Source organism: Singulisphaera sp. GP187, from assembly GCF_900129635.1.
In the GTDB taxonomy this organism is placed as follows: domain Bacteria; phylum Planctomycetota; class Planctomycetia; order Isosphaerales; family Isosphaeraceae; genus Singulisphaera.
In genome coordinates, this window is sequence record NZ_FSRB01000005.1 from 22,291 (window position 1) to 44,576 (window position 22,286).

General features: G+C 62.4%; 17 protein-coding genes. 4 read left to right on the forward strand and 13 right to left on the reverse strand.

Features of this window, described 5'->3' with window-relative positions:
• Positions 1–7: 7 nt before the first annotated feature.
• The 5 genes from BUS42_RS41475 to BUS42_RS41495 form a co-directional block, all read right to left on the reverse strand.
• Positions 8–982 (reverse strand): quinone oxidoreductase family protein, encoded by a 975-nt coding sequence (locus BUS42_RS41475; protein ID WP_074317971.1) that lies wholly within the window; start codon positions 980–982, stop codon positions 8–10.
• A 632-nt stretch (positions 983–1,614) separates the two neighbouring features.
• Positions 1,615–2,712 (reverse strand): DUF3500 domain-containing protein, encoded by a 1,098-nt coding sequence (locus BUS42_RS41480; protein ID WP_074317973.1) that lies wholly within the window; start codon positions 2,710–2,712, stop codon positions 1,615–1,617.
• A gap of 178 nt (positions 2,713–2,890) precedes the next feature.
• Positions 2,891–4,840 (reverse strand): M48 family metallopeptidase, encoded by a 1,950-nt coding sequence (locus BUS42_RS41485; RefSeq protein WP_074317975.1) that lies wholly within the window; start codon positions 4,838–4,840, stop codon positions 2,891–2,893.
• On the reverse strand, positions 4,837–6,030 hold the full coding sequence (locus BUS42_RS41490; RefSeq protein ID WP_074317978.1) for a tetratricopeptide repeat protein: 1,194 nt from the start codon (positions 6,028–6,030) through the stop codon (positions 4,837–4,839). The genes BUS42_RS41485 and BUS42_RS41490 overlap by 4 nt, the downstream gene beginning before the upstream one ends.
• Positions 5,952–7,394: a tetratricopeptide repeat protein gene (locus tag BUS42_RS41495; RefSeq protein WP_074317980.1), complete on the reverse strand. Its 1,443-nt coding sequence runs from the start codon at positions 7,392–7,394 to the stop codon at positions 5,952–5,954. The genes BUS42_RS41490 and BUS42_RS41495 overlap by 79 nt, the downstream gene beginning before the upstream one ends.
• Positions 7,395–7,616: 222 nt before the next feature.
• On the opposite strand from BUS42_RS41495, the gene BUS42_RS41500 reads away from it, so the two are divergent.
• Positions 7,617–8,606: a tyrosine-type recombinase/integrase gene (locus BUS42_RS41500; RefSeq protein WP_074317982.1), complete on the forward strand. Its 990-nt coding sequence runs from the start codon at positions 7,617–7,619 to the stop codon at positions 8,604–8,606.
• 502 nt (positions 8,607–9,108) lie between these two features.
• Here the strand turns inward: BUS42_RS41500 and BUS42_RS41510 are convergent.
• Positions 9,109–9,435 (reverse strand): hypothetical protein, encoded by a 327-nt coding sequence (locus tag BUS42_RS41510; RefSeq protein WP_074317984.1) that lies wholly within the window; start codon positions 9,433–9,435, stop codon positions 9,109–9,111.
• A gap of 327 nt (positions 9,436–9,762) precedes the next feature.
• Here BUS42_RS41510 and BUS42_RS41515 point away from each other — a divergent pair, with 327 nt between their 5' ends.
• Positions 9,763–10,056: a type II toxin-antitoxin system TacA family antitoxin gene (locus BUS42_RS41515; RefSeq protein ID WP_074317986.1), complete on the forward strand. Its 294-nt coding sequence runs from the start codon at positions 9,763–9,765 to the stop codon at positions 10,054–10,056.
• A 147-nt stretch (positions 10,057–10,203) separates the two neighbouring features.
• Positions 10,204–10,626 carry a GNAT family N-acetyltransferase gene (locus tag BUS42_RS41520; RefSeq protein ID WP_254054152.1) on the forward strand — a complete coding sequence of 141 codons (423 nt, stop codon included), beginning with the start codon at positions 10,204–10,206 and terminating at the stop codon, positions 10,624–10,626.
• Positions 10,627–10,632: 6 nt separating this feature from the next.
• On the opposite strand, the gene BUS42_RS41525 is transcribed toward BUS42_RS41520, so the two are convergent.
• The 5 genes from BUS42_RS41525 to BUS42_RS41545 all read right to left on the reverse strand — a co-directional run bounded on the left by BUS42_RS41525 (position 10,633) and on the right by BUS42_RS41545 (position 17,367).
• Positions 10,633–12,090, reverse strand: coding sequence for a DUF1501 domain-containing protein (locus tag BUS42_RS41525; protein WP_074317990.1), 1,458 nt, complete (start codon positions 12,088–12,090; stop codon positions 10,633–10,635).
• 177 nt (positions 12,091–12,267) lie between these two features.
• The gene (rfbA, locus tag BUS42_RS41530; protein ID WP_074318034.1) at positions 12,268–13,173 is read right to left on the reverse strand and encodes a glucose-1-phosphate thymidylyltransferase RfbA; all 906 of its coding nucleotides are present in this window, start codon (positions 13,171–13,173) and stop codon (positions 12,268–12,270) included.
• A 450-nt stretch (positions 13,174–13,623) separates the two neighbouring features.
• A complete protein-coding gene (locus tag BUS42_RS41535; RefSeq protein ID WP_074317992.1) occupies positions 13,624–14,700 on the reverse strand; it encodes a DUF1559 domain-containing protein in 1,077 nt (358 codons plus the stop codon).
• A 229-nt stretch (positions 14,701–14,929) separates the two neighbouring features.
• On the reverse strand, positions 14,930–16,666 hold the full coding sequence (locus BUS42_RS41540) for a LamG-like jellyroll fold domain-containing protein (protein WP_074317994.1): 1,737 nt from the start codon (positions 16,664–16,666) through the stop codon (positions 14,930–14,932).
• A complete protein-coding gene (locus BUS42_RS41545) occupies positions 16,663–17,367 on the reverse strand; it encodes a sigma-70 family RNA polymerase sigma factor (protein WP_254054151.1) in 705 nt (234 codons plus the stop codon). Before BUS42_RS41545 ends, BUS42_RS41540 begins: the two co-directional genes overlap by 4 nt.
• Before the next feature lie 1,361 nt (positions 17,368–18,728).
• On the opposite strand from BUS42_RS41545, the gene BUS42_RS41555 reads away from it, so the two are divergent.
• Positions 18,729–20,228, forward strand: coding sequence for a replication initiator protein A (locus BUS42_RS41555; RefSeq protein ID WP_074317998.1), 1,500 nt, complete (start codon positions 18,729–18,731; stop codon positions 20,226–20,228).
• A 7-nt stretch (positions 20,229–20,235) separates the two neighbouring features.
• On the opposite strand, the gene BUS42_RS41560 is transcribed toward BUS42_RS41555, so the two are convergent.
• Both BUS42_RS41560 and BUS42_RS41565 read right to left on the reverse strand, forming a co-directional pair.
• A complete protein-coding gene (locus BUS42_RS41560; RefSeq protein ID WP_074318000.1) occupies positions 20,236–21,132 on the reverse strand; it encodes a ParB/RepB/Spo0J family partition protein in 897 nt (298 codons plus the stop codon).
• Positions 21,132–21,947, reverse strand: a complete 816-nt coding sequence (locus BUS42_RS41565) for a ParA family protein (protein ID WP_074318002.1) — start codon at positions 21,945–21,947, stop codon at positions 21,132–21,134. Before BUS42_RS41565 ends, BUS42_RS41560 begins: the two co-directional genes overlap by 1 nt.
• Positions 21,948–22,286 lie beyond the last annotated feature (339 nt).

Sequence of the window (22,286 nt, forward strand, 5' to 3'; positions counted from 1 at the left end):
CTGCCAATCAGGGCTCCATCACAATCGAGCCCACCGTCTTGCGGCCTTCAAGATCGCGATGTGCCTGTGCGGCCTCAGCGAGTGGGTAGGTGTGGCGGATCTCGACCTTCACCTTCCCCTCGCGGATCACCCCGAAGACATCCTTGGCTGTCGCCTCCAGATCCGCACGACTGGCCGTGTAAGTCGCCAGGGTCGGCCGCGTCAAGTAGAGCGAGCCCTTCTGGGCAAGGATCCCGATGTCGAATGGAGGCACCTTCCCGGAGGCGTTGCCGAAGCTCACCATAAGTCCGCGCGGCTTCAGACAGTCGATCGAGGCCAAGAACGTGTCTTTTCCGACCGAGTCGTAGACCACCGGAACGCCCGCTCCGCCGGTGATCTCGCGCACCCGCTTGGCGAGGTCCTCCCGGGTCGAGACGATCACGTGGTCGCAGCCATGGGCCTTGGCGATTTCCGCCTTCGCGTCCGACCCCACCGTACCAATGACCGTCGCGCCGAGCGCCTTGAGCCACTGGCAGGCGATCAGTCCGACTCCTCCGGCGGCCGCATGGAACAGGACCGTCTCGCCCGCCTTGACCGGGTAGGTCCGGCGGATCAGGTACTGCGAAGTCATGCCCTTGAGCATCACAGCCGCCGCAGTCTCATCCGAGACCTCTTCCGGAATCGGCACCAGAATCTGGGCCGGGATCAGTCGGCGCTCCGCGTAGGAACCGGGGGGGCCGCCTCCGTAGGCCACACGATCGCCGAGCTTGACGACCGTGACGCCGGGGCCGACGGCCTCAACGATTCCGGCGGCCTCACTCCCAAGCACCGTCGGCAGGGGCAGCGGGTACAGGCCGGACCGGTGGTACGTGTCGAGTAAGTTGACGCCGACGGCGGTGTGGCGGATGCGGGCCTGGCCCTCTCCCGGCGCGCCGACCTCAACATCCTCCCAGCGCATGACATCGGGACCGCCGGTCCGTGTGATGCGAATCGATTTCGGCATATGAGCGTCCTTTTTGTGATCGTCTCGCGTGGGATCGACTTCCCCATTGGAGTCGAGTCGTTCTACAGCATGTTCCCGTTCGAATTGCGGGCAGTGAGCCCCTCGATACCCTCATAGAGGTGAAGGTGCGAATCAAGTGATCGCGTCGCACCCTCGGTGTGGCGTTGCACCGCGACGGCACGTGGCCTCAGAGCGTCCTGTGGACATAATCTTCGATCGTATAGAGATGCATTCTTCGACCCCCACGTCGTGAATTAGCGGTTGGACCTCACGATTGGACGGCCCTGGGATCGTCGGAAGCAGGGACGTTGTCACCTCGAACGCATCGGAAGGCCCGGGGCGGAGATCAGCGATGTGGGATACCAGAGTCTCGGCTCCAGGATGCCCAACTCTTTCCGCGTAGCGGGGCAACAAAACCCTTCATCGCTTCTCTCCGATCGGGAGGTCAAGCAAGGAGGACGGGGCGCATGGGGACGAGCGTCGCAATAGACCAGGAGACTGGGATCAGCCTTGTTCTCCTCGCGTTTCGCACCTACTATGTGGCGGCGCAGCGAGCAGGGATCGAGAGTTAAACCGCAATGCTTAACTCTCGATCCCCGATTGTTGTCGACAAATCGACGCATCTTGATCGATTACTTCGTGTGACCGTGGTCGGCCGACGCTGACTCGTAGTGCTTTTTGAGCAGGTCGTCGCCGAAATCGCTCTCGAAATCGCGCCAGACGCTGTGGACGTGATTGGCGTTGTTCTGAGTGTTGTCGTATTCGATCAGGAAGGTCGGCCCTTGGATCCGGTAGTAGTGGGGCTGACCGAGCTCCAGGCCACCCGCCCAGGCGAAGCCGATCTTATCAACGCCCGCCTTGAGGATCTTGCCCAGGTCGTTTGCGGCCAGCTCGGGGCGGAGCCGTTCGGCGTAGAGCACGACGATCGAGTTCAGCAGTTCTTTCTGCTCGGAATTGAGTTCCGAGACCAGGATGCCGGCCGGTTCGAGCGGCTTGGCCTTGCGCAAGGCGAGCGAGAGGATATCCTTGGGGGCGACGTCCTCGACGATTCCCTTCTTGCGTTGCTCGTCGTTCAGTGATTTCACGAGTTGGCGGCCCAGGTCTTCTTCTTCGCCGAGAACGCGGAGCCCCTTGCGAGGGCCGTCTTTGACCTCGGCGGGGTTCGTTCCCATGAAGGTCGGGCCACCGACAACCCCTTGGTCGCCCACGATCGTGAAGTTGAGTGCCAGGTGGTGCCCTTCAACACGCCATCCCCAAGGCTGCTTGGGATCGGTCGAGCCCGGCTTGCCGAAGATGTTGAAGAAGTAGAGCTCCGGGTCGCGAACCGGCCCTTTGCCTTTTTCGATCGAGGCGAGGATCTGCTCCAGGCTCATGATCGTCCCGGCCTTGATCGTGCCCCGCTGGCTCAAGCCGCTGGAGAGCAAGCCGTAGGCCAAGGCCCGCTGATCGCCCGTCATCTCCTTGATTGGCAGTCCTTTGCGCGGCCTCGGGATGAAGTGCCAGTCGTAGCGAAGCGGATCGGTGAACTCAAAGCCGGCCTTGAGCTTCTGCTCGGGCGTGAGATCGGCCCAAAGGTTATTGGCCGCTTCCGCCATCTCGCGGCCGGCCTTGGCCATCGGCGCCTCGTGGTGGGTGTGCGCCCCCGGGCCGTCGTGGGCGAACGACCGGGTGGCGTACGACGAGAGCGCCGTGGCTGTCAGGACGAACAGTAGGGATCGGCAACGATTCATCGCGAATGAGCCTTGGCTTGGGGTGAGAGAAAGAGCGTCATTGCCCCATGGTAGCGAGACGGCCGCCAATGTCACTCTGTTTTTCGACGGCGCAGGCCAACACATAGATAAGAGTGAACACTTTGATACTTGAGTAAGACGCTTAGGTTTACGGCAGCCGCAGCCACGCAGTACCGGTTTACTTTCGGGTGCCGTCGTGGATTTGCGACTCGTGGAGTGCCTGAAGCTTGTCGGCCAGTCCACGATAGATCCCGTGCCGTGTGATCACCAGGACCTGCCCCGGAAGCTCGAGTTGGGGGATGAGTTGCCTGGCCAGGGCACGGTCGCGGTCGGAGCTGGCGAAACCCCAACGGCTCGACGTGGCTCCGACGGAGAGTAGGAAGAGCGGGCGTTGTGGGAAGTGATGGAGCCGCTTCCGGCCCAGCCAGGCGGCCGCGCAGCCGGGCTGAACGTTATTCAGCGAGCGGAGCAGGGGGGCGAGTTGCTCCTCGTCCAGGCCGTGTTCCAGCAATTCGTCGCTCACAGAGACGGTGGCGCGCTCGCGGCTAGCCTGTTCGGACTCGGTATCGAACCGGTCGAGCCGCGCGCGGACGTCGCGCAACCGTTCGGCCTGGCCGGTGGCGCGATAGAGATTTTGCAGGGATTCACAGGCGCTATGCATCCATTCTTGTTCACTGCGTTCGATCACGCTCCAGAGCAGGCGTTCGCCTTCGCTGTCGTTACGACTCACAAGGTGATGGCCGATGTACACCGCGGCGCCGGCATGGAGCGGGTCGTGTTCGAGGATCGCGCGCAGGGCCGGCAAGGCCACGTCAAAGCCGAGCAAGTCCACCGCCTCGCGGGCCGATTCCCAGAGTGCCGAGAGATCGACGGCGAGCGCCGGCGCTTCTGCCGCCGCCGCCGCGGTGGTTCCCGGCTCCCGCTCCCGCCGTCGGGCCTCGGCCAGCGCCCGGCGGTGGCGTTCGCGCCATTGGGCCGACTGCGATCGGGACCAGGTCCGCGACAGCTCGCCCGAGATCAAGGGAAGATCGAGGCCCAGATACTCCTCCGCGGCCGTCGGGCCGGCCGAGGGGCGAAAGCCGGCCGAGAGCACGGCCTGGGGTGAGACGCCCAGCGCTTGCACGCGATCGTTGTACGCGGGATGGGTATCGTCGACGCCGGTCGAGCGATTCAAGCCACGTTCCGTCCACCGCGCAGCCAGGTCGTTGGGCGGTGGAACCTCGAGGGCCGCACCCAAGCGAGTCAGGACGTCCTCGGGCGGTTCGGGATGCGTGGCGGCCTGGCCATGGAGGTCGACCCAGAACCGCTCCGAGAGCCAGAACGCCACGCACTCGATCCGCCAGAGCGCCGAGGCAAGCGTCTCCGCGCCGGCCATCTCGGCGGCGACTCGGTCGGCCTGGAACTCCTGGAACCGAGAGAGAACGACGGTATGGGCGCGGAAACGCGGCCAGTACCATTCCACGAACCGTGTCACCGCCCATCGCACCGCGCGGTCGGGACTGCCGGTGGGTCCTTTCTGAAGCTTCCCCATGAGGGTGTCCCAGGTCCGGTAGAGCCGGCCGACCCGTTGGCCGCCGCGGCCGTGCCGCGCCGAGAGATGGGCGAACTCGTGCGCCAACACCGCCCGGAATTCCTCCGGGCGGAGTGCGATCATCAAGGGAAGGCCGAGATCCAGCACACTCCCCGGTCGGCCGAGCAGGCTTCGCCTCGGCCGTTCGTGAACCCCGGCGTTGAAATCCATCGAGAGCCGGACTTCGCCGAACGGCTGACACGCGAGTTCGCTCCTCAATTCATCGAGCAGCGCGACCAACTTCGGCATTTCGCCCGCGCCCAGGACCCGGCCCTCGTCCCGCTCCGCGGGCGACGCCAGGAACAGCACAGCCTGAGAGACCGCGTAGACCAAGAGCGCAACCCCGAGTCCAAGCAGCCAGACCCCAAACTCAGGGGGGAGCACGATGCCGCCGATGAACGCCGCCAACCCGAGCGCGAATCCCAGCGCCACCCAGGCGACAGCGCCCCCTTGGCCCAGCCTGACCCAGTTGGCGGCCGCCCGCTCCAGAGCCGCGGGTCTGCCCTGATAGCGGGCCTCGACCCGATGCACCAGGTCGTCGAAGTCCTTCCGGGTCATGGCTTCTCACCATCGGTCGCACGGAGAATGAGCTGGTAAGGCGCCTTTCTCTGAATGTTGTAGCGGCGGGCGGCCGCGTGATATTCGTCACGCTTCGCGGGAAATCGCCTGCCGAGCGCGACACAGAGCAAGGCCGTTTCGTCGGCATCGACGACCACGCGTTCGATCTCGGCGATCGACGCCGGCTCGGCCGCGCGAAGCAAGACCGCCGCCCGGCCGTCTTCAACGCCCTGCGATTCCATCGTTCTCGCGGCGCGCTCGCGCCAATCGTCCGCCTCCTTGGCCTGGCCGTTGAGGCTGAGCGCCAAGCTCAGTGCGACCGCGTTCCAGGGTTCGACCCAGAGTTTCGCGAATGCCTTGTTGTCGATAACCTCCTGGGTCTGGCCCAGCGCCAGGAGCGCCTGCGCTCGGAGCGGGCTGTCGGTTAGCGGTCCGGTCTCGGAACAGACCCGCGCGCACGCTTCGACCTTCCCACTCTTGTAGAAACCGATCGCCCGCGCCGTGGCGGTTGCCTCGGGACCGTACTGCATCCCGACGCGATTCGTCCATTCGGTCACAACCGATTCGATCTGATCGGTCTGGTCGGACACGGCGAGCGCATCGCACAGAAAAATCAGCGTCTTCATCTCGGTCGGCACCGCGGCTAGGCGTGCCTTGTATTCCTCAACGAGCGTCTTCGCGTCTCCCCGGGCCAGCCGAGCGACGTGGATGTTCTCATCAATGTCGAAGGCATCGATGTGAAGTTCGCGGGCCTTCTGAAACGCGATGAGACTCTCATCCCAGCGGGCCGCCGAGGCCAAATGTCGACCGCGGGCGAAATAAGGCCAGGGCTGCGCGGGGTCGGCCTCGTTGGCGCGGCGCAGGAGCGCGACCTGACGCTCCGGGTCCGGTTCAATGCGTGCCCGAAGATAAATCAAGGCGCTGGATTCCGGTTCCTTGGCAACCAAACTGTCGTAGTACGGAATCAGCTCGTTTTGATGTTTTCCTTGCCCCGCGAAGTACTGGTAGGCCCGGTGCCACTGCACCCAGACGGGGCGGCGGTCGAGACCCGACTTCAGGAACGCCTCGGCGCGAGGCAGGTCGGCCGGATTCACCGTCCCCACATAATACTTCAGGAGTTCATTCTGAATCGAACCACGGCGGAGCCGACGTTCGCCAAAGGTCTGTGCGGACTCACGGTTCTCGGCCAAAGTCTCCAGGAACGCTTCGGCGTCGTGCCCCTGGGTCCACTCCAGGACGGTCTTCTCGACCTCAGAGCCCTGCTTGTCCCCTCAATGCTTTCGGGGGGTGACTCGAACGGATAGTCGATATGCGGGAACGCCGTGAACGGCGCCCCGACGATCAGGCGGTGCGTGCTCGGGCGCGGGTTTTTGGCGTAGTAGATCGACTTCTGATCGAGCACGGCCTCATCGCCGGGGTTCAACACCCAGACCGGTTTCTTGAACCAACGATCCCAGTAACTCGCTTCCAAATCAACATCGACCGTCTGATCAACGGGACCGGTGATCCGCAGGCGGTGCTTGCCCTCCGCGATCGGGATCGTACCGCGGTTCGAGAGGGTTCTGGCGGCACCACCGTCAAGGGAAACCTCGACGGGAACCCCGCACGCGTTCACAACGTTGAGCACGCGATGGCGGCGGATATACTCATTATTCGCCGCGAGCCCGATGGTGAGTAGGCCCAACCCAAGTCCGCCGATCATCGCCCAACGTTGCCACGCGGGGTATTCCGAACCCTCGGCGCGGAACAAGCCGCGGACCGAGTGCTTCCGTTCCGGCAAGATCGATTCGGTGACGCCCAGGGCCTTTTCCGATCGCCCGACAAAGGCGCGAAACGCATGCTGGCGGCCGATCTCGGGCAATTCCCGGAGCAGGTGCGCGGCCAGCTCGAGCGTCTCGCGGTGTCGGCCCGCACGCTGATAATGTCCGGCGAGGATGTCGATCGGAGCGAGGTTATGCTCTCCCCCCGCGCCCGGAACCTCGGCGAAGTTCAAGAGGACCCGAGCCTCATCCAAATCGCCGTTGGCCATCTTCCGGAACGCCACGCCCGTCCGCGCCGCCGGGAGATCGGGTTCCAGGCCCAGGGCCGCCTCATATAACCCGGACGCCTCGGCATACTCCGAAGCGTCCTCGAGTTGGTGGGCCAGGCCAACCCGCAATCCCGCGTGCCTGGGGAACCGTTCCAGCGCCGTGCGACGGAAGTCGGCCGCCTGATCGATCTCGTGAAACGCCAGCAGTTGCGCGTGCAGGCCGATCGCGGAGTCAGCCGACGGCTGCCGGCGGTACTGGTCGAGGCCGGCGGAAATCTGAAGCTGCTTGGCCTGTTCAAACGCATCCGCATCGGCGACCCGATGCCGGGTACAAGACGGACATTGGTCGATAATCCGCTTGCGACCGAGCGGGATGATCGGGATGAAGACGACCACGAACCAGAGCCGCGTGTCATAGGACGACAGGTTCCCTTGCCGCTGACAGGCCCCGCAGATGGCCGTCCGAACGTGAAGGTTCTTCTTGCCGTAATAGTGCGTCCCGATCCCGTTTATCGTTCCAGGCATAGAGGGTTCCTCAGGACTGGTTCCGACCGCCTACCCGCCTCACTTGTCGCGTGAGAGCCTCCCGGACCACGCGCAATCGTCGGCATTCCCGAAGCGGGTTCCTCGCCAATTTAACGCTTTAAACAGCGTATCTCAAGATCTCAACGACCTCTGATTTCAACTCGCAGTGGAATTCCAGTTTCCCCCTTGCGCTCTAGCATAACGGCCTTTATGATGGACCGTATGGACGCATCAACCCGCAAACAGCCGATCACGGATTTGGTCAACCGTCAATCGCACTCGGCGCTCTTGCTCGGGATGGTTCCCTTTCCCGTCCGCCAGGCCGGTGAGCCCGCCGCCCGCCGCTTCGTCGAATTCTTCACCGCGAACATCCGCAACCCGAATACACGGCAGGCGTACGCCCGAGCGGTCAGTCATTTCTTCGCCTGGTGCGAGGCACGATCGATCGCGCTCCACGAGGTCGAACCGATGCTCGTGGCCGCCTACATCGAGCAGCATCCCGGCAGTGCCCCGTCGAAGAAGCAGGGGCTCGCGGCGATCCGGATGCTGTTTGATTGGCTGGTGGTCGGCCAGGTCCTCCCGATGAACCCCGCGTCGTCGGTTCGTGGCCCGAAGCACGTCACGAAGCGCGGAAAGACGTCCGTACTCGAGGCCGACCAGGCCCGGCAGTTGCTGGATTCCTTCGACACTCGCTCCATCGCCGGTCTTCGCGACCGCGCCTTGATCGGGGTCATGGTCTATAGCTTCGCCCGCGTCTCAGCCGTGGTCGGCATGAACGTCGGCGACTACTTCCAGAACGGCAAACGCTGGTGGTTCCGCTTCCACGAGAAGGGGGGCAAAGTGCATGAAGTGCCCGCTCACACCAAGGCCCAAGAATATCTTGACGCCTATCTGACCGCCGCCAAGATCGGCGATCAAACCCACACGCCTCTGTTTCGCGCGATCACCCGCCATCGCACGATCGGCAGCACCCGGCCGCATCGCACCGACGTCCTCCAAATGATCAAACGGCGCGTGAAAGCGGCGGGCCTGCCCGCATCGACCTGTTGTCACACGTTCCGGGCCACGGGAATCACGGTCTTCTTGCAAAACGGCGGCACGGTGGAAAAGGCCCAGCAGATCGCCGGGCATGAGTCACCCCGCACCACCAAGCTTTATGACCGCACCAACGAAGCCATCACGATTGGCGAGGTTGATCGAATTATCATTTGAACTGTTACGAGTCCGTTGATCGTTTACCACGCCGGTGCGCGGGCCACTCGATGAACGCGAGCCCAAAGAGCAAGTTAAGGTTAAACACAGGGACGGCGGCCAGCAGACCCCACGGCCCGGGGAACCCGGCCTTGGAGCAAATACGCCACGCGGGCCAGACAAACAAGACAGCCGTAATAAGCAGGACGAGTACCTCCATCGGTCTGATCGAGCGAAGAAAGCCGAACAGCATCACTCGCGTTCCTCTCGTCGTTGCCACGTCCGACCCACGACAGACTCAACCCGTTGGGCCGGCCCATTTTCGAATGGATTCCGACTGTAGCAGATACATCGTGGCCGCTGGGGTCCGCGGAAATCACGAGACTCCCCCGGAGGTTCGAGCTGGCAACGCCTGAGACGACCTACCGCGGGGTAAACAACAGGCCTCGAATTTCTGCGTCCGATAATGGGCTGATGATCTCTCACCGTCAGAGCAGGGCAGGGGCGGCCCTCCGACGTCGGCTCATCCTTCTGGCGGATACACAATCATGCCGTAAGTCGCGAAGCACAGCGATGCAAAAGCAATGATCAAGGCGACCGTCTCCCAGCGATAGCTGAATCGCCGCTCTTTGATGAGGAGGTTCTGGGCGAGCCGAAGGGGTATGCCGACGAAGAACATCGCCCCCAAGGCTCCGTGGAAGGTCGCCGCCAGCGCCAAGCCCATCAGGTAGATCCGATCCGCAAGGAGGTGAGGCGGATCGTGGAGGAGAATCGAACCGACGATGTAGCCGGCGATCGTAATCGCGGCCGCCGCCCAGGCGAGCAGCCAGATTCTATCGACGCGGGTCATGGAACCTTCGATCAGTGGGGCCGTACGAACTCGACTCATGGGCTGGATAGAGGCCCGCCTCCAGAGTGAGGTTACGCCGCTCGGACGTCGGTGTCCACGCCCCGGTGATATCGACGCCAGCCGGATTCGGGGCCAAGGCAGTCGTGCGTGCGTTCCGGGCAGGGCCGGCGTGGAACGTCTGATAATGGGGGTTATGTTCTGTTAGCAACGACAGACTGCCGATTGTGCGCACTGCGCTCTCTTTCTGTGTGGACAATTACCGTACATCCATTACGATAGTGATAAAGCGGACCAGTAGGAACGCGTATTTCTTCCGAGGAGGAGTTCATGGCGAGCACAGCCAACAACAGCCGAGCGAAAAATGAACGCCTCGATTTGCGGATCACGGCCGATCTCAAAGATGAGATTGAACAGGCCGCCGCAATTTCAGGGGTGCCGGTTTCCGCTTTTGTTCTTGGCGCAACCCTCAAGCATGCGCGAGACGTGATTCTCGCAGCCCAGCAGGTCACCTTATCCAATCGTGACCGAGATCGCTTCCTTGATGCCCTCGCTCGAGATGACGCCAAGCCTAATGCGGCGTTGCTCCGTTCTGTCGATCGATTCAAGGCCGCGACCCGGTGACATCCTGTGCCTGATTGGACCATCGAGCGTTTGGCCGACCACCATATCCATTCGAATTTCGACTGCGGAAAGCCGGCCTTGTCCGAATGGATTCAGCGCTATGCTGGCCAAAACGAGCGGCGGGATGTTTCTCGGACCCATGTGGCCGTGCGTCCAGGAGAGTGCCGCGTTTTCGGCTACTACAGTCTGTCGAGCTTCCAAATCGGTTTCGAGACCTTACCAACGACCCGATCCAAGAAGCTGCCACGATATCAGCCGATTCCCGCCGCCTTGCTGGGAAGACTGGCGGTCGACAAAAGTGTCCAAGGGCAAGGATTGGGAACCGTTCTCCTTGTGTCAGCTCTCGGCCGAATCCTCTCCTTGGATCGCGAAATTGCGATCCACTCTGTTGTCGTCCACGCGATTGACGATGAGGCCCGAAACTTCTACATGAAGCAAGGCTTTGAACCACTGCTTGATGACCCGCTCCATTTATTCATCTCGATGAATGTGATCCGTCAGCTTGACCTTGCGCCCAATGACCAAGCTGACGCCCCACCACCAGACGATTCGTCGAAGCCGGTCCCTTGATTCCCCTCAAAAAAGCTCACGGATCGGACTGCCGTCTTCGACGATGGACCGAGGACGGCCAACCGTATCGAGATAGGTGGTGTCGAGCGGAACGCCCATGTGCTGGTAGATCGTCGCGGCGAGGTCGGCGGGGGTGACCGGCCGATCCTTGATATGGCCGCCGTCAATCTCACTCGACCCGATGACTTGCCCATGCCGGAGGCCACCGCCCGCCAGGGACATCGACATGACTGGGTTCCAGTGGTTCCGGCCGTCGGTGCTCCCTTGCGTCCCCATCATGGGGGTGCGGCCGAACTCGCCCATGGCGATCACCAGGACGTCGTCGAGCAAGCCGCGCTCCCCCAGGTCGGCGACGAGAGTGGTGATCAGGCGGTCGAAGAGCGGGAGCAACGGTCCCAGGCCCTTGCTGATCCCACCGTAAGGCGGAATGTTGTCGCCGTGGTTGTCCCAGGTGCCCGAGGCCGTGTGATGGCTGAGGTCGAGGGTCACGAAGCTGACCCCCGACTCGACGAGCCGCCGGGCCAGGAGCGCTTGCTGGCACCAGAGGTGGGGGCCGTAGCGTTCACGGATCGCGTCCGGTTCCTTCGACAGGTCAAAGGCGTCGCGCGCCTGCTGGCCGAGGAGCAGGTCCACGGCCTGTTGTCCAAACTTATCCATACCTTCCATCGACCCGGAGCGATCGATTTCGCTCCGCATTCGATCGAGCTCTCCGAGCAGAGCACGACGATCTTGCAATCGTTCGAAGGTCAGACCGCGGGGAAGCTGGAAGAAGCCGGCGTCGGTCTTCCGGCCCGTGTCGACCCCGACGTTGTCGTAGATCGGCAGCTTCGTGGCGTTGTCGGCGATGAACGGGTCGTACTGCTTGCCGAGATAACCGGCAAACGCGAGGTGAGACCGCGACTTCATGAACGCGACGTAGGGGGGCATCCCGGGATGGTTGGGGCCGTGGTGTTTCGCCACGATCGAACCGATGGCCGGATACATCTCGGCGGCCGGATTGGTGCGCGGCTCTGCATCGCGGTTGGCCGTCTGGAACACCTTGTTCGGCTCGTGGTTGCTGAACCGCGCATCGACCGAGCGGATGATCGTGAATTGATCAAGCATCGCTGCCTGCCTGGGCAGATGCTCGCAGAACCGGACCCCGGGCAGCCGGGTCGGAATCGTCCCGAACGGGCCTCGGTTTTCCAGCGGGCGATCGGGCTTGGGATCCCAGGTATCGAGCTGGCTCGGGCCGCCCGTCATCCAGAGCAAGATCACGCTCTTCCGGCCGCCGATCGGCCGACCCGCCTCCGAAGCCTGGGCACGGCGGCGGAGCAAACCGGGCACCGTGAGCCCCGCCATCCCCATCAAACCTGCCTTGAGCATGTTCCGGCGGCCGACCACCATCAGCCCTTCCCGCTCCATCGGATTGAGCCCGGCGAAGGCGTGATCGTGGTCGTGCTGACGTCGATTGTGGCTCGGCATGAACGCCATCCTCATTGACCGGTCGAAACGGGCTTCGGGGAACTTCCGATCCGGAACTCCATGATACAGGATTCAACAATTCCAGGGGACCACAGCTTTAACTCGGATTCAACAATTTCTGGAGACTCCCTCCCAATACGACCGGCGAACCGGCTCCCCCCCCCTGCCCCACGGATTTCAAAGGCCCGTCTGGCCCGGCTCGCGTACTAAATCCTTCAAGTAGCGACCGTAGTCGTTGGGGAGTTTGCTCGCGAGCGCCTCAACCTCCGCGCTTGAGATGTATCCCATCCGGTAGGCGACTTCCTCGATACAGGCAATCTTGAGCCCTTGGCGCGATTCAATGGTCTCGACGTAATTGGCGGCCTGGTTCAAGGAGTCGATCGTGCCGGTGTCGAGCCAGGCGAACCCGCGGCTGAACCGTTCAACACGGAGCTGGCCGCGGGAGAGGTACTCACGGTTGACGTCGGTGATCTCGAGCTCACCCCGCGGTGAGGGCTTCAAATTCGCGGCGATATCCACGACCTGGTTGTCGTAGAAGTAGAGGCCCGTCACCGCAAACTGCGACCGGGGCCGCTTGGGCTTCTCCTCAATCGAGATGGCGTGGCCCTGAGCATCAAACTCGACCACGCCGTAGCGTTCGGGATCCTTGACCTGATAAGCAAACACCGTGGCGCCCGGCTGGGGACGGCCGGCCCGGGCCAGCATCAATTGAAAGCCTTGGCCGTGGAAGATGTTGTCGCCCAAGATCAGGCCGACCGAAGACGAGCCGATAAACTCGCGGCCAATCAGGAACGCCTGGGCGAGTCCGCCCGGATGAGGCTGAACGGCATAGCGGAGTGAGAGGCCGATTTGATGACCATCCCCAAGAACGCGTTCAAAATTGCCGATATCTTCTGGCGTGGAAATGAGAAGAATGTCGCGAATTCCCGCCAACATCAAGGTGGAGAGCGGGTAGTAGATCATCGGCTTGTCGTAGATCGGCAATAACTGCTTGCTGATCGCACGGGTAATCGGGTAGAGCCGGGTTCCCGTACCCCCCGCCAGGATGATGCCCTTGGGAAACACTTCCTGGTCCTTCAACATCGGAACGCTCCGGAATCGGATCGGCTGGCCAACACGGTCGGAGGTCATGCTAGCGGCCCTCCCAGAGCCTGGCAAGGCGGCGCGGCCCCAACCGCATCAACAGACACCCATCGTTACTGCTTGGGGATTCGAAACCGTCTCGCTTGACTGCGTCGCCCGAATTCCATACGAGCTGAAGCGGGAGGGGCGTGCTCAGGACGATCGCGGCTGAGCGGGCAACGCGTCGGTCACCCGGCCCCGCCTTGGTTTCGCGTTGGTTCCGTCGCGTCTGACGAACCCGAGGCCGAACCGATGAGTCCGCTCCGACTGAGTCTCGGGGAGGGAGGATTGCTGTTCAGCGAAGGCATGAGCGGCTCGAGCGAGCCAACCGCGCAACGGCGAAGCCACGAAGTTGGAGCAAACCTCGGCCCGACGGGGGGGCTCCCGGGCCGAGTGCTTTCGAGGGGGGGCTCAGAGACTATCGGCGCTGACGATTTCGCCGCCAGCCTTGGTCGCGATTGCACCCCAGGTCGCGAGGCTGACACTGTCCTTGACGAACCGGACCGAGCCGTCGAGCATCCCGACGTTGACCCCGCCCGAGTGGTAGGAACTCGCGCCGATCATCGTACCGACCGACCAGATGACCGTGGCGGAATAGCCTTCCTTTTGGTTGGCGAATACGCACGCTTTCTTGTTCGGCGGCTGGAGGTGGCTATAACAGCCGCCGATGCCGCATCCGCCGTCGCTCCAGGAGTATCCTTTGGTATTCCAGTTCTGGGTGGTGCTCGTCTGGCAGCTTGAGCCGATGCTGCTCAAGACCGCCTGCCAACCGAGCGCTCCGGCCGGGAGGGCGGGCGTGGTGGTGGTCAGGTTGGTACCGACCGCATAGACCTGCCAGAGACCGTCGCCGGCCGTTCCCTTCCCCTTCACCCACTCGCTATGCATCGCCGTGTTCGACGTTCCGTCGATGATCGACGCGATCGAAACGACACCGCCGTTGCTGGAGCCATAGTTAATCCCACCGCTCGGATACTGGCCAATGACATAGGAAGGCCCATCGATCTGGCCGCCGTTGAACGACAAGCTGGTTCCGATGTTATTCCCATAGTTGCAGTCGCCGAAGTTGTGGCCGACGTACCCCGACATCCCCCGGTTCACGGACGTGCCGTCGGACGGGCAGATAAAGGTGGCGACGTTGGTCGAAGAGACGGTGCCGTTCGGAGCCAGGTTATAGGCAATTGACTGATTAAACGCGTTGTAAAGTGAAGACTGCTCCATATACTGAAGGATGCGAACCTTCATCCCGAAGTCATTCGCGTTGGCCGTCAAGCTGTTGTAGATCGACGCATTGTCGGTGGGCGGCAGGCACCCGTTGGTATCGTGATAGTTCTGAATGGCCAACCCCATCTGCTTCAGGTTGTTGACACACTGGGAGCGGCGGGCCGCCTCGCGGGCCGCTTGCACGGCCGGGAGCAAGAGCGCAATCAGGACGGCAATAATCGCAATGACAACCAACAACTCGATCAGAGTGAAACCTCGACGCCTCATGAGAAGTCCTCGCAATCCTAAAAAAAAGAAAAAAAGACAGGAAAGAAGCACGGCACGGCACGGCAAAACGACGGTCCAACCCAACCAATCAGCACAACGAATCTCCGTCGATTCGTATCCGTGCCCCCCGGAGACCTTGCTCGCGGCTCATTCGCCGAAACCGATCGAATCAAGGTGACCAGGCACTTGGTCGCCGCCGGCGGGCGATTGCACCGCCAATGATCTCGGCTCACTCCCCGGGGCGGTTGGGAGCGGCCGTTCGAAGCCGATGATGACTGCGGATTTCCTCAATCGTGAGCGGCCGATTGTAGATGGCAACCTCGTCCATCGAGCCCACAAACGGCCGGCTCGTATCTTCATTATGCTTGGGAAGCGTGGTCAGTCGTCCGAGGAGGATCTGGCTCGCCCGGTTGAAATAGACCGGGTCGACGTTCAATGGCGGAGTCGGTTCGCCATCCAGGTAGAGTTCCATTCGGTTTTCGTTTAACTGACCAACCAGATGATGCCACTGCCACGGCATATAATGACTTTTGGAATACAAGTTATCGCCACCATTATAGCTTGTCGGAAATCGGTGGAGGAGTCGTAAGGAGGCCGGCTGATGAAGCTTCCCCCGGACCCGGGATGTCAGTTCGAGAAGGAACTTGAAGTGCAGTTCCGAGGAATGGTTCACCCGCACGGTCGGCGAATCTTCGAGAAAGCTCACGAGCGCGCCGTGGGAAATTCCCTGGGACAGAAACCATAATTCAACCGCGTAGCCTGGGTGTCGTGGCGGCTCCCAAAGGCCGTCGACCGTGAGATACTGGCCAGTCGCTCCCGATTCAAACACTGCGCTCCGGTTGACCTGCCCCGGATTCGAGAGGTGGATCGGCCCCTCGGCTCGCAATGAGGGACGGCCGGGAATTTCGTTCGGGATCAGACCGTCGATCAGACTGTCGAACCGCCAATAGCCCCAGGGGCCCGCCTGGGTGACCGCGTCGCGATAGCGGGAGTCCAGGATCAAGTGGGATGTGGCTTGCTGGGTGAGTGTGACAAAGTCATCGGCCTGAAATCCCGAGTCGATCAGTTCGGCCTCGGGATCGATGTTAAAGCTATGACTCTTCGGATCCATCATCCGACTGCGGCGATAGGTCCCCGCGTCGTTCAAAAGTGCGGCCTCGACCATTCCTTTAAAGACCTTGCCCTGCATCTTGCCGTCGGATCCGATGTTCAGTCCAAACTCCGTCCCCAGGTCCACGACCGCCGAACCGGGACCGGAAACCACGAAGCCCTCTGCCCCTTCCGGCACTCGGGCGCGCAGTCGGCCCGAGCGAACGTGAACCTTGTCAAAGGAGAGGAGTTCCACGTCAGCGGGTCCCTCAACCACCAGGGAAACACCGGTGAACATGTTCAAAAAAAGGCGTCCCGCGCGGAAGCGAAGCCGGCCGGCCGCGAGAACGTCCCCCTCCGATGGATGCGCTCGATCCGGCGACTCCCACTGCATCCCATCGACTTTGACGACCAGGGCGATGCCGCGCGTGACATCGACCTTGCGGTAAGGCGGCTTCGCGTTGCGGATCGCAACTTGTCGTGTTGGCCCCATCCGCCGTGGGCGCGCCTCATTCAACGCGTGGAAGGCGATCGTCGCGGCCAGCCCGATCGCGGCCGCCGCGACCAGGACCATGAACCCGCGGTAAGCCGGCCTGCTCCACGGCCGGAAGCCGGACGCGGTGTGCGGGAACACGCCCTCCTCGAATCCGGACCGTTCTCGGTCCCATCCACTCAGGTCGACCCTGGAACGTGCTCCGCCGAACTCGCGGAGTAAATCGGCGTGGACCTGCATGAACTCAAGGTAACGGGTTTCCGCCTCCGGATCGGCCATCATGATCGCTTCCAACCGCGCCAGTTGCTCGGTCGTGATCGTCTCTTCGCAAACCGCCTCGAGAAGCGATTGCAACTCGGTGTCCCGATCGGGATCTCGCATCATGCCCGACCCTTCATCGCCAGTGTTCGCGACACACAGTCGCCTAGAGAACTACGAATTTTCGCCATCGCCTTGTAAACCGCGGCGACGGATCGTCCGGTCCGCTCAGCGGTCGTCTGAGCCGTGGCTCCTTCCTCGAGCCGTTGCACGAGGAAGTCTTTGTCGCGGCGGTTCAGCTTGCCGAGGCAGCACTCCAACGCCTCGCGCCGCTCGTCGAGATGCCTCGTCGTCGCTTCGGTCGCCAAGGTCTCCGCCATTCGAGCGAGCATCGCGTCACTGAAGGTCACGCGTTGCCGCACCTGGCCCTTGCGATAGTCACAAATTTTGAAGTAGGCAATGCGACATCCCCAAGCCACGAAATCTTCTGGTGGATTGGTTTCATCATACTTCTCCCACATCACCATGCTTGCCTCTTGAAAAAGATCGTCGGCATCAGATCTTCGAGGCGATAGCGCGAGAATGTAGGCGAAGATGCGCCGCTCAGCCTTGAGGAATCGGCTGAGAAACCCCCGGCCCTTGGAAACTTCACGCTCCTCTGACGAAGAGTGCGTGCGTGGATATCGCACGATGACGTGCTGGCGATCTCCCACCACATCATGCCCCCATTGTGAATCGCGGGCCTCGCTTTGTTCGAGCCGTGACGGAACTGGAGCTTGGTCGCACTGCCATTGAAGTGGACAGTGCGCGCCCGAATTGGAAAACAATCTCCGAAGAATCTCTCCGACCGTCGTGGCGGGGGGGGCGCGGACGGTCAGCTGCCATCGCAGTCCACTATCATGGATGCTGTCGCAGTTGATATCATTCAGCGGAGTGAGACGAATATTAATGATCCATCACAATAGCCTGTCGCTGCCCCACCTTCGAGTGGGCAAGGTTGAAGCAGCAAAGCGAAATGCAGGCAAGCTTGCTGGACCTGCTCCGCCAGGTCCAGCATGACAACGCGACCCTCCTGAACGCACACTGGGAGCGGAGCAACCGAGTCGACCGCGAGTTAGCCGCCCTCCGTGCGGAGTTCCCTCCCCTCCCCCACCCCTTCCCAGGTCTCTCCGTTGCGAATCGAACGGAAACCTCCCGAGTCCCTCAATCCCGAAGGCTCGACGACCTGGCTCTTCGAAAGAGGGGCAGACCGATCGAAACCGATCTCCTCCTCCCCAAAGCGTTCACCCGGCCAGTCCTTGCCACCTGGAAACTCGGACGACGAGCCCAAAAAGCGGTTCAGACGCCCCCATCCCGCGATCGGTCCGAATTCATTTTTTTGGGATTTGGCTGCGACCACGGACAAGAATTTGGGCAAGCTTCACAATCTCGGTTCATCTCCCAGCACGGCTCCGTACCGATAGACCGGACATACTTACCCGCGCCCTGGTCGAACGCCACCACCAGGACCTCAGGCAGAACTACCGATAGACCGGACATACTTACCCGCCCGGTCGTGAGCCCACTTCAACGCCCTTCCGTTGGCGATGCACCGGACATACTTTGCCCCCCGGCCTGCGCGCAACCAACGATTGACTTACGTCCACCACGATCGTTCAGACATACTTTCCGCCCGCCCTTCGACGTTACGGTATCCCCTGAACCCTTCGACGTTTACCGATTAATCCGAGACGATCGACTCTCCGGCCTGAGTCTCGGTGCTTAAGCATGTTTTTGTGTACATGCCGATTAACCGGACATACAGGCTTCCGGCACGCACCTCAATCCCTTTGTACACTACCGATATTCCACCCATAGTTGCTTTTTGTCCACCACGATCAACCGGACATGATTCGGCCGCCGTTTAGCGATTAATGGGACATACTTCTCACGATAGCCCGGACATAGTTCGCCCCTGCACCCACGATAGCCCGGACATACCACTAGCGATTAACGGGACATAGTTAGGGTTCATAAGTTCTGGATCACAAAACACTTGCGGCGCCTAGAATTTGTATTAGACTCTTGTTTAGAAGAAAAGAACAACAACAGCTCGCCGCTGTTTTGATGCTGTCTTTTTTTCGATCGGTTTCGAATCCAGCAGAATCGCTCGCAGCTTGACTGACATCCTGAGCCCTGGGGAACAGCGATGGACGATTGGGATCAATCGATTGAGGAACCGGCCCGACTCGAGCGCGTTGCCGAAAGTCCCTCGGCGCTCGATGCCGGCTGGAAGGACGAGCTGAACCTCGCCGAGTTTCCCATCGCCGCGCTGACCGATCGGATTCCCGATGGGCAGACCACGTTGGTCTTCGAAGACAAGCTGGAGTGTCGTGACAGCGCGCCGATCGTTCGGCGGCTGACGATCATGGGGACGCACAAGCACGGCCTACCGACCTCGTTGGACGACGAGGTCCTGGTCGGCCTGATTCAACTGACGAAGCGGCGGAACAACTTCACCGAGGCCAAGGTCGGGTTCTCGCGTTACGAGTTGATCGAGCTCCTCGGTTGGCCGCAGAGCGGGCAGAGCTATCGGCGGATCGAAGAGGCGCTCCATCGCTGGGTGGGCGTGGTCTTGATGTATGAGAATGCTTGGTGGGACAACAACGCCAAGAGTTGGGTCGATGAGAACTTCCACGTCCTGGACAACGTCACCCTCTACGATCGCGAACGACGCCGACCGGCGCCACGCTCGGGCAAGCCGGTGAAGGCCGAAAAGGCCCCCCTGCCCTTGTCGAGCTTCCGCTGGAACGAAGTGATCTTCCAGAGTTTCCAGAGCGGCAACCTCAAACAACTCGACCTCGAGTTTTACCTGCGGTTGCGATTGCCGACCACCAAGCGGATGTTCCGCTTCCTCGACAAGCGATTCTACCGCCGCTCGCGACTCGACTTTGATTTGCGGACAATGGCATGCGAACATATTGGGATGAGCCGATCTTATGCGCCCACCGAATTGAAGCGCCGGCTCAAGCCTGCTTTGGAAGAGCTCGAGCAACTCGGCTTTCTCGAGCCGTTGAGTCTTGAAGAGCGGTACTCGTACGTCAAGCGAGGGTGTTGGCGGATCATCCTGATCCGAGGCAAGACGGGACAGGCGGACGAGCCACCCGTGGAGGAGACGTCGGAGCTGATTGAGGTGCTCAAGGCGCGTGGGGTGACGGCCAAGATCGCCGCCGAGCTGGTCGAGACGCACCCCAGCGGGAGGATCGAGACCAAGGTCGACGTCTTCGACTGGCTCCTGCGAAACGGCGACAAGCGGGTCGGCAAGAATCCGGCCGGCTACCTCGTCGCGTCGATCCGGGCCGACTATCAGGCCCCGGGCGATTTCCCCACCGCCGAATCGACGGAGGCGAAGGCCGCGGCGACCGAGGTGGAACGGGTCGCCGAGGAGAAGGGGCGCCAGGCCCGTCGCCAGGCTCACGATGAATCGGAACGCGATCAGGCCCGGGAGACCGAGCTCCGCGCCGCCTGGGATCGGCTTCACGACGCGGAACGTGAGGCCATTCTGTCCGAGGTCAAGGTTGAGAACCCTGGCCTCGGTCGCTGGAAGAAGATGCTCGAGCCGCTCTGTCTCGTCGCGCTTGAGAAGCGGCTCGGCACGGCCAGGGTGGCGCAGGGGACCTTGTTCCCCGAAAATGAGCTCGACGCCTGATCCGGTCTCAAGCGGCCTGACCGCGGCTCTTCTTGCGGAGGGTCGCGAGGGCCGACCGCAGCGCCTCGACCAGCTCCTCGTGCTCCACGTCGTCGGCCAAGGGAGCGACGGTCACGCGCACCCGGCCGTCGACGTTGTGGACCCAGGGCTTAGGGGTGGCCCCCTTGCTCTGCCTCGGCGTCTTCGTCACCATCTCGCGCATGTCGTCGCGGCGGAGCCGACCCTGGGCCGCCTGAGCGGCGACCTCGACCTGCGTGGCCCGGTCGTCGATCTTCGAGATCTCGTAGGCGGTGTGCGGCGCAATTTCGCCGGCGTCGACCGACGTCTGGATGGAGTCGGGCAGTTCCAGAAGCGCCAGCGCCCTCGTGATAGTCGGGGGGCTGACCTGGAGCCGCTCGGCGAGTTGCCGCTGGGAAATCCCGAGACGGGACAGCAGGGTCCGGAACGCCCTGGCCTGCTCGATCGGCCTGAGATCCTCTCGCAAGCAGTTCTCGATGAGCTGGTCCTCCAGGATTTCCTCGGGAGCCGCGGTGCCGGTGGTCACGACACAGGCGATCGAGGTCAGGCCGGCGAGGCCGGCGGCACGCCATCGTCGTTCGCCGACGACTACGACGTAACGATCGAGGGCCTCATCCCAGCGGACCCGGATCGGCTGGAGTTGGCCGCGCTGTTGGAGACTGGCCGCGAGCCGGCTGAGGGATTCCGGGTCGAACTCGACGCGGGGCTGGTTGGGGTCGGCCACGATCCGATCGAGCCGGATCTCGGCCGCCGTTTTCAGTCGCGAGCGGCCCTCGAACGACCGCGCTTCAGGGTCGGCCGTCATGGACTCGGATTCGGCCGGCAGGCGGGTCATCGACGCCAGCCGGTTGATTCGCGCCTCGTCGGTCTGGTTTGGCTTGGCCATCAGGCAACCCTCCTCGGCTCGTCGGCGACGCGGGCGTCGAGCCTCGCCAGGAGCTCGTCGGCGAGCGCATCGATCGCCTTGGCCGCCGCCGAGCGGGGCTTGTAGGCGACGACCGGCTTGCGGAGCATGACTGACTCTTTGAAGTCCTTGGCGTGGGGCACGACCGTCTCGAAGACGGCGTCGCCGTAGATCGCTCGCAGGTCGGCCGCGTAACCCGCGTGGACCGCGAGCGACTTTTGGAACATCGTTAACAAGAAGCCGAGAACGGTCAGCCGCGGGTTGGCCCCCGCGCGGACGTGGTCGATCGACCCTTGGATCGCGGCGACCCCTTGTGCTCCATAGTCCTCCGCCTGGAGCGGCACCACGATCCCTTGCGCCGCCACCATGGCCGACCAGGCACAGAGGTAAATGTGCGGCGGGCAGTCGATCAGGGTGAGGTCGAAGTCACCGGCGACTTCCCGCAAGGCGTCGCGGAGAACGTACTGGGAGTCGCCCGTGGTCCATGGTTCCAGGGCGTTGAACTTGTCCATTCGGCTCGAGCCCGCCAAGAGCGAGACGCCGGGAACGCTGGCCGGCCGGACCAGGTTTGCCATGTCGGCGTCGCAGGCGTCGTCGAACAGGCCCGCGATCGTCTCGCGAGGCTTCAACAGCCGGGCGACCTCCGGCCCGAGCAGGCCCTGGGTCAGCGAGGCCTGGGGGTCGGCATCCACCAGCAGGATCCGCAGGCCTCTGCGGGCAAGCGTCCCGGCGAGGTGGTGGCAGGTCGAGGTCTTGCCGACCCCTCCCTTCTTGTTCAGAAACGCAATCGTTCGCACGGGTCAGGGCCCCCAATAATAAGTCGCGACTCGAGCCAGGTCACCGGGAGACGATGGATGCCGCAAGCCGGATGAACTTTGGATACCGCGGGTTCCGGCCTCGGAACCCGTGAGCGAGGGTCCCGGCTGATCCGCCATGGGTTTCGAGCCTGGAACCCGTGATACCCGTTGGCCTCGGATCGAGAACCGCCGGTCCCCCTGCTCCAGTCTCAAAGAAAATCGAGTGTTACGCGGCGTAACAGCGATCCATCTATCGGCGCGTTACGCGGCGTAACATGAGCCCGGTCCGGCGGAGGACCGCCGCCGCGTTACGCGGCGTAACAGAGGGCTGGTCCTTTC